Annotated in this window: 12 protein-coding genes; 2 read left to right on the top strand and 10 right to left on the bottom strand. The window is 44.0% G+C overall.

All coding sequences use genetic code 11. The features are described 5' to 3' along the window. Positions 1-100 precede the first annotated feature (100 nt). The 9 genes from Q0081_RS20295 to Q0081_RS20335 form a co-directional block, all read right to left on the bottom strand. Positions 101-349 (bottom strand): hypothetical protein, encoded by a 249-nt coding sequence (locus tag Q0081_RS20295; RefSeq protein WP_298357695.1) that lies wholly within the window; start codon positions 347-349, stop codon positions 101-103. A gap of 26 nt (positions 350-375) precedes the next feature. Next, positions 376-1,149, bottom strand: coding sequence for a formylglycine-generating enzyme family protein (locus Q0081_RS20300; RefSeq protein ID WP_298357698.1), 774 nt, complete (start codon positions 1,147-1,149; stop codon positions 376-378). A 138-nt stretch (positions 1,150-1,287) separates the two neighbouring features. Then, the gene (locus tag Q0081_RS20305; protein WP_298357700.1) at positions 1,288-2,388 is read right to left on the bottom strand and encodes a hypothetical protein; all 1,101 of its coding nucleotides are present in this window, start codon (positions 2,386-2,388) and stop codon (positions 1,288-1,290) included. 49 nt (positions 2,389-2,437) lie between these two features. Then, positions 2,438-3,247, bottom strand: a complete 810-nt coding sequence (locus Q0081_RS20310; protein ID WP_298357703.1) for a hypothetical protein — start codon at positions 3,245-3,247, stop codon at positions 2,438-2,440. After that, positions 3,225-3,779 (bottom strand): RNA polymerase sigma factor, encoded by a 555-nt coding sequence (locus tag Q0081_RS20315; RefSeq protein ID WP_298357706.1) that lies wholly within the window; start codon positions 3,777-3,779, stop codon positions 3,225-3,227. The genes Q0081_RS20310 and Q0081_RS20315 overlap by 23 nt, the downstream gene beginning before the upstream one ends. Before the next feature lie 100 nt (positions 3,780-3,879). Next, positions 3,880-4,710 (bottom strand): DUF6973 domain-containing protein, encoded by an 831-nt coding sequence (locus Q0081_RS20320; RefSeq protein ID WP_298357709.1) that lies wholly within the window; start codon positions 4,708-4,710, stop codon positions 3,880-3,882. A gap of 219 nt (positions 4,711-4,929) precedes the next feature. Then, positions 4,930-6,060 carry a TlpA disulfide reductase family protein gene (locus Q0081_RS31670; protein WP_310586514.1) on the bottom strand — a complete coding sequence of 377 codons (1,131 nt, stop codon included), beginning with the start codon at positions 6,058-6,060 and terminating at the stop codon, positions 4,930-4,932. 256 nt (positions 6,061-6,316) lie between these two features. Next, entirely contained in the window at positions 6,317-7,159 is an 843-nt protein-coding gene (locus tag Q0081_RS20330; protein ID WP_298357712.1) for an endonuclease/exonuclease/phosphatase family protein, read from the bottom strand. 112 nt (positions 7,160-7,271) lie between these two features. Further along, a complete protein-coding gene (locus Q0081_RS20335) occupies positions 7,272-10,349 on the bottom strand; it encodes a PVC-type heme-binding CxxCH protein (protein WP_298357715.1) in 3,078 nt (1,025 codons plus the stop codon). A 203-nt stretch (positions 10,350-10,552) separates the two neighbouring features. Between Q0081_RS20335 and Q0081_RS20340 the strand changes: the two genes are divergently transcribed. Further along, complete coding sequence (locus Q0081_RS20340; RefSeq protein ID WP_298357719.1) at positions 10,553-11,056, top strand: peptidylprolyl isomerase; 504 nt, start codon at positions 10,553-10,555, stop codon at positions 11,054-11,056. A gap of 121 nt (positions 11,057-11,177) precedes the next feature. Here the strand turns inward: Q0081_RS20340 and Q0081_RS20345 are convergent, their stop codons facing one another. Beyond that, positions 11,178-12,209, bottom strand: coding sequence for a hypothetical protein (locus Q0081_RS20345; RefSeq protein ID WP_298357722.1), 1,032 nt, complete (start codon positions 12,207-12,209; stop codon positions 11,178-11,180). 194 nt (positions 12,210-12,403) lie between these two features. Here Q0081_RS20345 and Q0081_RS20350 point away from each other — a divergent pair, with 194 nt between their 5' ends. Further along, positions 12,404-14,227 carry an ABC transporter ATP-binding protein gene (locus tag Q0081_RS20350; RefSeq protein WP_298357725.1) on the top strand — a complete coding sequence of 608 codons (1,824 nt, stop codon included), beginning with the start codon at positions 12,404-12,406 and terminating at the stop codon, positions 14,225-14,227. Positions 14,228-14,372: the final 145 nt, after the last annotated feature.

Raw genomic sequence — 14,372 nt, forward strand, 5'->3', positions numbered from 1 at the left:
TAAAACAGGTCAAAATGCTTTTTGTACCATTCGTTCTGTCATTGATACGCTTCTCAAAAGGAATCTTGAGGTATTGCCATACCTAACTCAAATCATCAAATTACAACCTGTGTCGTAACCGCACCAAGTATAAAACGTTCAATTGCCTGATTTTATCATAGCCTATTCCCTCCTTCAATTGTTTCCAAGCCTGTTCGGTGAATCTCGCTCCGCTGATGTGTAAGCCAAAAGTATCTTCCGCTAAAAAATACCTCTTATCATTTCTTGCTCTATTCGTAATTTTGAGTGTATCAAGACGATAGACTTTTACATAACCATTATTCAATAAATAACTTTCAACAGATTCCATTTTTAGCTTAATAAGAAAAATATAATCTAAAGTACAAAATCAATGAAAACTAAACGAAATCCGCTAATAGTATTGCGATAATTAGGGGAATCACGGTTGCGAAAAGCCAAACGGCAATAATCTGGGCGGTAGAAGTAACTGCCGCCCCTCAGACCACGAAGAGTCCCTTTCTGTAAGTAAGCACTTCCGTCTTTAGGGTTTTTGCTATAACTATCTGTATATTTATCAGCGCACCATTCCCACACGTTTCCGCTCATATCATATAAGCCAAGCGCATTAGATTGCTTTAGTCCTACGGGCATAGTTTTTTCATTAGAGTTGCCATCATACCAAGCTACATCTTCTATTTCTTGGCTACCAGCGTAGGTCATTTTGAGGTCATTCCAAACCTTTCCACCACGGGCAGCATACTCCCATTGGGCTTCGGAAGGCAAGCCAAAGGTTCCTTTTAAAAAGGGGTACTGCCTTTTTATGTATTGGTTAAGGCTATTTAAAAAACCCCCTTCTTCGCAAATTTCATTCCACGATACTGATTCAACGGGTCGGTGTTTGTGTTTAAAGGTAGCGGGATTTACGCCCATCACTCGCTCGTACAGTTCCTGCGTAACGGCGTGTTGCGCCACAAAATAGTCTTCTTTGAAATCAATCGTAGCTTCTTTTTCATCAGCTTCACTCGAAATATTGTCGCCTATCCTAAACGAGCCTTTTTCGATATAAACAAAGGAGGTGTACTCTAAGCCAAAGAGTTGAAAGACGGAGCCGTCGGGCTGTCGAAGGAGGTCGCCTTCTTGGTAAGTCATGGGGGAGTGCATTGGTTTTGTTCAATAACAAATAAAGCAAAAAAGTAGCTCTCTACGAAGCAAAGCAACCCGAAAGTACAAAACCTTCGGGTTGCTTCTCGAAGTGGTACGGTGCAGACACCGACCACGGTGGTTTTCTCAAATCCCAATCTGCAATCGCAAGCCCGGGGTTACACTTTTGAAGAAACCGTTGAAATAAATCTCGGGTTGTATCTTAAACATTCCTTTGGTCGTAATCGTCATGGAAAAATTCCAAGTGTTTTTATCGAAAATAGTGCCGTTTCTTGAAACGGAGTGACCCAAATACGCCCCAAAAAGGATATGATTGGTATTGACTACACCATTTTTGGGTCTTCTGAAATCGTAAAACGTGATTCCTGCGTGTACAAAATCATTACTGTGTATAGATACGCGTTGGGTTAAATCGTTGCGCTCGGTAAAGAACATAGTTCGTCCGCCTAACGTGTATCCAATGTTTTTGTATTTGTTGGGTACAAAAACAAAATCGGCCTGCACGTTAGGAACTAATTGATTTTGAAATACGCCCAAGCCGATAGAGGGATGAATGGCCAAAAAATCTTCGTTAGGTTTGGTGACTGTACGGAAAGACCTTGAATTTGATTGTGTATAGTTGAATTTATAATGACCGCCCATCAAATCATGATGAGGATATTTTTCAGCATCTTTTAATGCTTTTTGAATGTAGGCGTTGATTCCACCATTTATTACCATTTTTCCGATGTCTTCTAAGTTATTAACAATCAGGCAAAAATAGACGTGTTCATTCAATTTGACCTCCCCCGACTTTGTTTCCATCGGTTTTAAAAACGAATGGATAATCAACAACGTATCCTGCATCGTTTTGAGAAGCAAAGGCTCTCCGCCGTTGGTTTTAAACTGAAATCGTTGTTTTGGGCTCGCGTGCTCGACCAAATCCAATTGGTATTGCTCATTGGATAAGGGTTTATAAATGACTGTTTTTGAATTTACATTTTCAGGAAGGGAAGTTTTCAGCACGTTGTAATCTTTAGCAAAATGAGCCAAAACAGAATCAATGTTTTGAAATTTCTGCAAATCCTGCACCGTTCGGGCATACACAAGCAATTTATTTTCCTGCCCGAGATCAAAGCTGTACTTACTGTGATGGTTCAGGGCGTTGGGTAAAAGGCCCGGTAATTGTTGGGCAAAAGCGTGGCTGAGGATGCTCACGGAGAGCATCACGGTAATGATAATTTTCATGGTATTTGGGAGTTGCGGAACGCCGCAGCGGTTGGTTTAAATAGGGCTGTTAATCGGCCTTCGAAGATTTATTTTTAAAATAAGTCAATAGACTATTTGCGGATTGATTCGTGGAATTAGCGTTCCAATTAATGACAACAAATCCCTTGGCCTTTGCTTCTTTTTCCCGTACTTCTGCCAGTTCAGCTTTCTGATAATCAGCCAATTCATTGGCATGAACGATTTTGAATTTAGGCTTAGGGGTTTTTGTTGTTGATTGATTAGGTGTTTTTTCCGGTACCGTGACAATTCCAGTAAGTTCAGGAGTTTCAACTATATTTTTTATCGCTTCGGAAACGTCGGCCAGGTTTGGAACGCCAGACCGGTCCGCCGGTGCGGGCCAGTCCTTGCCGACGTTATTTTCCGATTCCGCAGGGACAACAATTGGCGCTTGAGCAACTTTGGCTTCGGTTAGTTCTTCTTTTGATTGTTTCTTAAAAGTTTCGTGTTTTTTTAACTTTACTTCCTCTTTTAAGTCATCATTCTTTGCGGCGAGTAAAGTATGCTTTTCCTGTAAAAAGGAGCTATTTTTTGGTTCATTTACTTTTTGATTAACAGCAATTTGAGTAGGCGTTGACTGTAACTTCCACCAAATTCCACCGGCCAGTAATAACAATGCTACTGCTACTGCAATGCGGTAATGAGACGCTTCCGCGCGGCAGACCGTCAGCGTGACAAAAAAAGATTTTTTTTCAGGAACGGGGTGCTGTTCCGTTTGTAATTTTTGCCAAATAGCCGATTGACGAAAATGGTCGGGCGAATCGTCGAGGTTGCCCATTTCCTCTCTTATCCATTCATCAAACTGTTCCGTATTGTTCATAACCTCGTTGTTTTAAAAGTTGTTGCAGCATAGCCCGCGCTTTGCTGAGTTGCGATTTTGACGTCCCCGCACTGATATTCAACTGCTTGGCGATTTCTTCGTGTGTATATCCTTCCACTACGTACAGGTTGAATACCGTTCGATAACCCGTTGGCAATTCCAAAATAGCGGCGTAGATGGCCTCGGTATCTATCGAATGATTGGGAACAAAGACCGTCGCCAACTCCTGCGTTTCGTCAGAATCAACAAAAACAGGCAGGGCTTTTCGCTGACGCAGGTGCATGAGGGATTCATTGACCATGATGCGTTTGAGCCATACTTCCAGACTGTTGTCGTCGCGGTACTCAAAATCCGGCAAGCCTCGGAAAAACTTCAAAAAACCGTTCATTACTACCTCTTCGGCTTCTTCCTGCCGGTGCACGTAGCGCATACAAAGCCGAAACAATCGCCCCGAAAAGCCTTCATACAACCGATTTTGTGCGAATCGGTTGTTTTCTTTGCACATCTCAACGACTTTTTGCCAGCGGTACACGGAGGAGGATGTTAGGTTTCACTAAAGGAAATGCAGAAAAGCCGAGAAGGGTTGCCTGAGAGTTGAAAATTTGTTGAGAAAATACAGTTGCAGGAACTTATTACTTATTCCCACACCCATCCACATACGCCGTAAACGTACTTCCCCGGTCGGCTTTGAATCCCGGCTTCAGCAGTACATAATTTTGAGCATCATACGTCACCTTGGCCGAAGGGGTGAGGATATTTTGGGCTTGGATAGTAGAGCTAACTTCAAATTTGACAGTATCAGTAATCGTATGATTCAGCACCAACGAAACCGTGCAGGGGTCAATTCTAACCAATACTTTACTGACGTTCAGGAGAGAGCTATCGGTATTTTCCAACAAATCCCAAGCCGTATTAACGTCCGCATTATGGCTCGCTAAAATTTGAGAAAGTGTAGCCGTAATTACTTTGGGTTCAATGGCTTTCAGGTACAGACTATCCAACAATTGATTCACCATCGTGTAGTTTTTGAAGGAACGGCCTACCAAATTGTTGTTTAAATCCATGGCCGAAGCGGCTGTTTTGACCAACGCCGTACCTGCGTCGTTGTATTCGTAGGCGGAGGTAAACCGTTGAACGATGTCGGTGGCGGTAGCTTCATTGGCACCCGCATCTTTTAGCTTTTTTACGGCAAGCGCATTCCAAACCGAATGCCGAAAGGCGTTGGAACTGTTGTCATTTTGATTTTGGGCACCTGCCCCAAAAAACTGATCGGTGTAGGCATTGGCTTCGTTGGCAGCGTCAACGATGAGTTGCGCCTGTGCCGGAAACATAAACGCCAGTGCCTGGACTCGGGGATTGACCCCAAGTGGATTAGAAAGAGAAAAAGGCAATTGATGACCTGTAACCGCTTTTACTGAAAGACAGCAGAGTAGAAAAACGAACAAAAAAGATGATTTTACCATAGGTTAAAAAGTCTGTTATATTTTCTTACGAGAAAGTTCATTTAGTTTTATTGCCAGTTCTTTTCTTCCCAAATCTTTGGCAATCACTTTCCCGCTTGGGTCTATAAGAACTGTCTGAGGGTAGCCTGTTATTTTATACATTTCTACCAATTTATTAGAATCATCAGATATTATTTGGGGCCAGGTTACGCCGTTTTTATCAATGAATTTCTTCAGTTTTTAAGAAGTATCTCCCGCTACAATTCCGACAAATTCAAAACGACTTTTGTCGAGCCCTTTGTAGAGAGCGACCAAATTAGGGATCTCTTCCACGCACCCTCTGCACCAAGTTCCCCAAAAATCAATGAACACGTATTTGCCTTTAAGACTTTCCAATGAAATGGTTTTTTTAGTAAAAAATTCTTCGGCCGAAAATGGTTGAAATTGATAACCCGCTTGGGTAGAGTACACAACCACATCAGAGGGTATTCCTTCCACTTGTAATGTATTAGTAAACAAATCGACTCCCTTGTTTTTGTATTTTGTTCCCAATAGACCTCCAATGGTGATATATTGCTCTATTTCAATCAGTTCGCTATCTTCGATTACTTTATTTTGCTTCGAGCCTGTCATTTCTAAAATACCTGCCTTTTCAAAATCAGCACAAGTTAAGGCACTTGGAACAACCACCAATTCATGCTTTTTCCCATTCTGAATCAATTCAACTTTGGCATATTGAGGAAAATTATAACCGAATTGATTTGCATTGATTTGTTTAATAACAATTGGAATTTCCGCTTCTACTATTTGATTATTTTGATAGATCTGATACTTGACAATCCGTTCATTTAAAGTAGAAGAAGCATTTTTTTTAAAATCCATTATTTCGGGATAAAACGCTTTTTCGTCGCTGAAATCAAAATTATTATTGGTGTCAACCATCGCCATCCAATTTCCTTCCGAGTTTATTCCCCAAATAACATATACGTAGCACTTAATTGGTTTTTTAGAAAGCTTAAGTTCATCAGGTTGCCATTGCCATGATTCCTGTAGGTTACGATACTTTCCGGAAGTAATGTTTCCTAAAACATAATTCTGATAAACTAATTGTCTGCTATTAAGCCAAATTATAGATTTGCTTACACTTCGCCATTTCGCAGGAATTCCCCTAATTGATAAATAAGTCTTAACCCAATCTGCCCCGGCAGGGTCTGTAGAGGTATATTCTTTTACAAGAAACGAAAGCCCCGGTACAAATGGCCCGTAACCCTTCACAATTGTAAGCGGGAGGTTAATGGATAAAACAGGCTCATCCTTCCCCTGGCAACCTGATAATAAAGCAACTACAAAAACAAATACTATCTTTTTCATAGCTTGTTGACATAATAATTATTGACACTACCTATTTATCAATAACAAATATGAGAAAATAAATACACTATTTTCAGTAAGCCTAAAACAGCATAAAAATACCCGACACGCTCTAAAACGGCACGTCGGGTATCTATGACCTTGATAACACCACAAAAAACGAAAAGCGTCAAACTTACCTGTTGGATACTTTCGCTTGAGTAACAAATGTTACCATTAATCCTTAAAAAGGACTTAAATACGGCTTAAACTTTACTTAAAAAATAACCTTTGCCACCACCGGCTGATGGTCGGAAGGATAGCGTTGGTCTTTAGCATCGGTCAACACCCCGTATTTGAGGACTTTAATGCTTTTACTGACAAAAATATAGTCAATTCGGTTTTCCATTTTCGCGTCAAATTTGAAAGAGTTGAACGTTCCTTCGGGGCCATACGGGGGCTGCGCCGCTACGTCATGGGTGTCCGACAGGAAAGATTTCATTGTCTTGATTTGCTCGGTTTCGGGTCTGGAATTAAAATCTCCCGTGCAGATAGTCAGCGCATTTCCCGCAATTTCTTTTATTTTTTTCTCCATCAAAAATCCCGACTGCCGACGCGCTTCTACGCCTTGGTGGTCAAAATGGGCGTTGAAGAAATAAAAGTCTTTTTTGGTATTGAGGTCTTTGAATTTGGCCCAACTGCAAATCCGATTGCAACAGGTTGCATCCCACCCTTTTCCGGGCTTTTCAGGGGTTTCGCTCAACCAAAAATCACCTGATTCCAGGACTTTGAACCGGTTCTTTTTGTAAAAAATCGCCGAATGTTCGCCTTTTTCCACACCGTCGTCGCGGCCTTTCCCGATAAAGGCAAATTCTTCCAATTCGGCAATGCCGTTCATTTGGTGACGCAAACCTTCCTGCGTTCCAAAAATATCCCATTCATGAAAACGAACAAGGGCTTTTACATTTTCTTTCCGATTGGGCCACGCATTGGGGCCATCATTGGGCGTATCGTAGCGTACATTATACGTGGCGACATTAATGGTTTGGGTCTTTTTTTGTGCCGATACAGATACACAGGCCACAAAAAGACAAAGTAGGGTTAAAACAGAAGTTTTCATTTAGAAATGGTGAGATTAATGTACTGTGATTTTGGAATAAATTAGTAACGGAAACTACAGGCTATTGGGAGCCTTGGGAGGTTTAAAAACTTCCCAAGGCTTATTTCAAACTTTATTTCTTTTTCAAACTTGACAAATATTCTACCAAATCCACCAGTTCAGGTGCACTCATGGCTTCGTGTAAACCAGCAGTCATGAGCGATTCATCCATTTTTTTCATCGAAACCACTTGGCTCATTTTGTAGCTTTGGGAAGTACCTCCGGGAAATTTCATAAGCAAATCCGTTTCGGTTTTACTGGCTACAATTCCCGCAATCGTACTGCCGTCTTTGAATTTGACTTCGTAGCCTTCGTAGCCAAAACTCACCCCCGCACTTGGGTAGAAAATAGCCATGTATTGGCCGTCTTTCCCCAATTTGCTGCCAATTTCAGACAATTTAGGCCCAAAATCCGCCCCTTCTCCGTTGACTTGGTGACAAATGGCGCAATAATTGGCAAACACTTTTTGGCCATTTGCCGCGTTTCCTGTCATGGCTATCAGTTCACTGACAGGAGGCAATTTTTTGCCCGTTTTGGTAGGCACCGCATCCATGTATTTGGCCGCTTCTATTTTTATACTTTTCCGCCAAGCGCCACTAAGCCCCTGTACTGCAGCAGCTTTATAATCCCCGTTAAATTTTCCTTCTTTCAATAGAGCTAACACCAAATCTTCACCGTCCATGCTTCCGCCCAATGCCCGCGCGGCCTCCGTCCGGAGCGCTTTAGAGCGTTTGGCATCCAAAGCTACCGTTTGTAAAATGCCAATGGATTGCTTCGTACCTACACTCCGCAAAGAAGTCAGCACACTTTGTGCTTTTACAGCATCTTTGCCGTTGATGGTCGCCCACAACATAGGTTCTTCATTTTGCTTTAACAACTGTCGCGCCGCATCGCGTCCTTCGCGCTGCATGGGTTTTTCGGTGGCTATTTGCAAAAGGCGTTTATTTTCACTTGCCGGCTCAAAGCGAAGTACCAAATCCATATAGTCGCTTGTGCCAACGCTCGCATCCAGTAGTTTCTGTAAGCTTTGCTGCGCTTCAGGCGACGTTTTGACAAACCCTGGGTCCAAGTGGCGAAGACAAAGTTTGGTAATTTCGTTGTCGGTGGTTCCTTTCAATATGGCCAGCAACGCAGTTGATTTTCCGGTAGCACCGGGATTAAAATCAAACGCCCGGAAATACCGTAAACGGTCTTTGAGCGGAACGTTTTTATCTGCCGCCAACGACGCTAACAAAGGCACCGAAGCCGCAGTACGCGCCCGCCACACAATATCACGACCTTTGGCGGTAGCCGTTGGGTTAGCGCCAGCCATCTTGAGCCAAGCCGAATAAAACTTATCCCATTGGCCGTCAGCTGACACGCCAAGGGCTTCCAAATACCAACGGTCCTGTCCGTCGTAGCGAGACGCCAATTGCGCCCACACGTCAGCGGCTAAATCATCGGTCTTATGACGAATGGCCAAAGCTACTTCGCGACGCACCTGCGCGTCCGGGTCAGCCGCCAATAGATTCAAATTTTCGACCGATAAAGGCAGGATCCCCTTTGCCGTAATTTGACGTGCCGCGCGGATTGCCGTAATTCTGATGTCTGGATTGGCATCTTTCAGAGCCACTTCTACGTATTTATGACCGTTGTCCAGTTTACTCAACAACCACAATGCCCGTGCTTTCATGCGAGGATTGGGAGCCGTTTGATACATTTTCGCCAATTCACTTTCGGCCGCCTGACCTTTGCTGCGAATGCTGTTCCAGGCATGATAACGTACTGATACATTGGGGCTTTGAATCGCCTGCAAAGCACCGGCCAACGTACTGAAATCATTAGCAGAAACTTTATAAGCGGTATTGGCCGGGGCAATGCGGTAAAGCCGTCCGCGGTTCAAATCACCCGCTTGGTGTCCACCCACGCCCGGATCGTACCAATCGGCAACGATGAGCGAACCATCAGGCGCGACGCACACATCCGACGGACGAAACCATTGATTGCGTTTGCCATACACTACATTGGCGATGGTTGCTTTATACCCTGCCCCATTTTTTTCGACGGGATAAGACCGAACGACGTTAGGCCCGGCATCGCAGTGAATCATTTGATTTTGAAACACTTTGGGCAATAGTTCGCCTTCGTAAATCAACATTCCCGTGGGCGAACCGGCTCCCGTTTGGAGCAAATTAGGCATGGTTCCCGGGTCATTCAAGTGCCAGTGACGAAGCGGAATTTCGGACTCAATATTGGTGCGATTAGCGCTCCAACTTGCTCCTGTCATTTCGTCGGTGTAGCCGTAGTTGCCGTATTCCATCACGTAGTTGATACGTACGCCTTTGTTGCCGTCGTCGTCGTTATCCGATTGCCACATCGTACCGTAGCTATCCACGGCTACTTCGTAATTATTACGGAAATTATGGCCCAAAACTTCTACGTTCTTGAAATCTGGGTCGCAACGGAACACCATTCCCTGACGGTATTTTTTACGGTCAATGGGCTGTCCATCCTGGTCCAAAACGGGTTGCCCTTTTCCATCAAGAAGTTGATTTCCTTCGTTTCCGAAGTTAAAGTACAATTTTCCATCAGGCCCAAACGTAAAGGCGTGCATTCCGTGGTCGTGCTGCTCGCCTTTGATTCCCTGAAAAATGATTTCTTTTTTGTCGGCTTTGTCGTCGCCGTTTTCGTCCGTAAACAGCCAAACATACGGGCTTTGAGAAACCAAAACGCGATTTCCCATCACCAAAATCCCCAAAGGAGCATTTATTTCCGGCCCTTGGTAAAACACTTTGCTGGCATCTACTTTTCCGTCGCCGTTGGTATCTTCCAAAATCAGAATGCGGTCACCTTCGGAGTGCGTAGGATTTCCCGTAATGTGAGGACGATAATTGTAGGCTTCCAACACCCACACGCGGCCTTTGTGGTCAATGTCGATATCGGTTGGGTTGGTAATCATGGGCTCGGAAGCAAACAAATTAGCCTCCAACCCTTCCGCTACTTCCAATGCCCCTACGGCATACTTCAAATCGTGTTTTTGTTCCTGCGTGAGGGCAGCATACACGCTGTCCAAGTTAGTTTGGGAGCCTCGACTTGGGTTATCGGTTTGATAAGCAGCTGCCAGTGCGCCCGTCAAAACCAAACCACTCAATCCCCAAAGGTATTTTTTCATAATAATCCGAGTTTAATATGTGTCGTTTGAATACTTACCTGTTAAAGCAAGATAGATGGGGATTATAATGCTTCCGAATGGAGGACTATGTAGTTTTTGGGCATCTGTAGGGCAAAAACAAATGCGAGGACATTGCTTTTACGCAGTTTGTAGGAACAAAAACAAAATCCTACTTTCGTATTTCACTTTAACCCAATAAACAAATGTCGGAAAGACCAAAAGTATTCTTTGATATTACGGCGGATGAAGCTCCGTTAGGAAGAGTTGTTTTTGAACTTCGAGCGGACGTGGTTCCTAAAACAGCAGAAAATTTCAGAGCGCTGGCCACGGGTGAAAAAGGGTACGGCTTTAAAGGAAGTATATTTCACCGAATCATTCCCCAGTTTATGCTACAGGGAGGCGATTTTACAAGGCATAATGGAACAGGCGGCAAATCCATCTATGGAGATAGATTCGCTGACGAAAATTTTGAACTGAAACACACAGAGCCAGGTCTGTTAAGCATGGCCAATGCAGGACCTAATACCAATGGTTCTCAATTTTTTATTACCACTGAAAAAACGGCATGGTTGGATGGAAAGCATGTAGTATTTGGTTCGGTGGTTGAAGGAATGGATGTCGTCCGGGAAGTCGAGAGTTATGGGAGCCACAGCGGTAGAACGTTGAAAAAAATTGCAATCAGTAACTGCGGAGAGCTATCAGCTTAAACTCCCCAACCGATTATTCGACGGGGAGTGGTGGCGGTAAGAACACCCATCGTGTTTTTACCGCCAAATACTTCAATTGTCAAAACACATCATTTCCGAGCGTAAAACATGGCAATGTTTTTCAGCCGATACCAATGCTCGGTCTTAACCCAAGGATATTTGTGCTGGCTAAGGGTACCATTGCCGATTCGGAGATCTCGCCATCTTCTTTCATGCCTAAATCATGCATGTACGATTCGGCTTCCCGACAATACGCTTGCAGCTTTTCGGCCTGTTCCCTGCTGATTTCGGGGTATTTTTTTCGTAATCTTTCGGCAATCGGCTTCATGAAATTTGCCCCCCATTCGGTAGTAAGCGCCAGTGCTTCGTTCAACACTTCATCATTGACACCCAAATCAGTAGTGACGGAAACAGGGACTTTTTGAAACGCCGCAATCTCAATGCCGATTTCTTTCCGCGGAGTAAACGTAGATTTACGGGAGGTCGAATCTTCCTGAATAAGCAGCTGATATTTTTCTTTCAAATAATCAGGGTAATATTTGATGAGGTCAATGCGATAATACCAACCGGACGTAAACTGTATTTGCACTTCGTAAAACCCAAAAGTAATGTGACTGAACTCGCATTCAACGCGCCATTTCCCTTCTTCATTCTTTATCTTCGGCGAATAATAGCACTCCGTTTCCCACTGTTTCACTTTGTCAAAGACCGTAATTTGTTCCAATTCTTCTCCATCCGAAGGCAATTCGATGTACAATCGCTGAAAGTGAATATTTTGAAAAACAGTGACCTGATTTCGGCTTAAAATGCCCACAGGTACGTTGGCCGGAGCCTCTGCATCGGGGTGCTGACGGCTTCGGGTCGTCGTTTTCGTTATTTGAATGACTCCTTTTCCCGGAGGAATATTTTCGGGAAAAGGAGGGCAAAGTAAGGTGTTTTTTTCGGGCAAAACGGTGGGTATTCCATCGCCTCGGTCGGGCAATAAATAGCCTTTGGTTTCGTATTCCCAATCGGCAATCTCCTGCCTTTTTTCATTAACTGCTCCGCTGAGTTCAGCATAACTAATTAATTGATTTTCCAGCTCAAAGAGCGTACCATCTGGAAAATTGCTGAGGTTTTTAATAAAAAAGAGTTGGTATTGTGGGTTGTTCATGGCTTTTTACCTCATCCTAAATCCTTCTCCATTTTGGAGAAGGACTTTCTGTTTTTTTCTTAAAGGTACCAAAGCCGACCACTCATAGCGCTCAAAAATTATTTTTCGGCACTAATTGAGAATGGATTCTGTTTCCCTACAGTCGAAATATCCCCAATTGACATATTGCCAATCGAAAATCGGCAATCGAAAATATGCCTCCCAAGAATAAACAGGAACAACCCACGCTCAAAGCCCGTTTACAGGCCCTCAACTACTTACCCCTATTTTTTAGAGAAATTTGGCATACCCAACCTTGGATGACAGCGGCCAACATTGGCCTGCGGCTCATTCGGTCGGTCATTCCGTTTCTGACGTTGTATTTGGGAAAATTGATTATTGATGAAGTCGTCTTTCTCATCAACCATCATTCAACCGATACTCACCATTTAATCCTGCTGATTGGCTTGGAATTGGCCTTAGCATTGGGTTCGGATATTCTCAACCGGGCTACCGGGTTACTCGATGCACTCTTGGGTGATTTGCACGCCAATCGGTCGTCCATTCAAATCATGCAGCACGCCGCTACGCTCGATTTGGCTCAGTTTGAAGAACCTATTTTTTACGATAAACTCGAACGCGCCCGTCAGCAAACCGTCGGACGCACGGCGCTGCTGTCGCAATCGTTGGCACAGGTGCAGGATATGATTACCATTGGCTTTCTGGGTGCAGGCTTGGCGCTGTTCAGCCCCTGGCTGATTTTGATTTTGGTGTTGAGCATCATTCCTGCTTTTTTGGGGGAATTTTATTTCAACTCACAGAGTTACGCCTTGTCGTACCAATGGACGCCCCAACGCCGCGAACTGGATTATCTTCGGTACGTGGGAGCGAGTAACGTGAATGCCAAAGAAGTAAAACTGTTTAACCTTTCAAGCTTTTTAACCGAACGATTTCGGGAAGTATCAGCGGCTTATTATTTACAAAATAAAAAATTATCCATTCGTCGGGCGAGTTGGGGAGCCTTGTTGGCTGCCGTCGGCACTGCCGGATATTACGGTGCCTACGCTTTTATCGGCCTCGAAACCATTCGCGGCGCGATTACCATCGGGAGCCTCACCTTTTTGGTGGGGTCATTTCGACAGCTTAAATCTTCATTGGAAGGAATTCTAAACCGTTTTACGAGTATTTCGCAGGGGACACTGTATCTGCGGGATTTCTTTCAGTTTTTTGATTTAGAACCACAGGTCGCTTCTCCTAAAAAGTCGATTCCGTTTCCTGCGGTTATTAAACAGGGCATTGTTTTTGAGAACGTTAGCTTTCGATACCCCAATGCCGAAAAATGGGTTTTTCAGAACCTGAATTTTACGCTGAGAGCAGGTGAAAAACTGGCGATTGTCGGCGAAAACGGTGCGGGAAAAACTACCCTTGTTAAACTCCTCACACGTCTGTATGATCCTACCGAAGGGCGTATTTTACTCGATGGCCACGACTTGAAAGAATACGATTTAGCCGAATTACAACATCACATTGGAGTGATTTTTCAAGACTACATCCGTCTGATGATGACGGCTCAGGCCAATATTGCTGTGGGTGATATCGATGAAATCAACAATCTCGACCGCATTGCTACGGCCACCGAACGCAGTTTAGCCGCTCCTTTAATTCAACGTTTTCCTGACGGATTGAAGCAGGTTTTGGGGCGGCATTTCAGCGGAGGCACCGAACTGTCCGGAGGCGAATGGCAAAAAATCGCCTTGGCCCGCGCTTACATGCGGGATTCCGAATTACTGATTTTGGATGAACCTACGGCCTCTCTCGATGCCCGCGCCGAATACGATGTCTTTCAGCGTTTTGCTGAATTGACCAAAGGAAAAATGGCCTTACTTATCTCCCACCGCTTCTCCACCGTTCGCATGGCCGACCGCATCATTGTAATTGAACATGGCCGCCTTATCGAATCAGGCAGTCACGAAACGCTGATGGCCAAACAGGGACATTATGCCGAACTGTTTCAGTTGCAGGCAAGAGGATATGTTTAGAATGTCGAATTCAGAATGCAGACAGGGCAGCCCGAACGGTGTCGAATTCAAACCAGGTCGGCCGAGCGATAACAAATGTCGATTGAGTTTGTGTTTTTTCAGAAAAGCGTTATATCTTTGAAGAAATAACGCTTTTCTGGTATGA

This window comes from Runella sp. (genome assembly GCF_027484545.1).
GTDB lineage: Bacteria > Bacteroidota > Bacteroidia > Cytophagales > Spirosomataceae > Runella.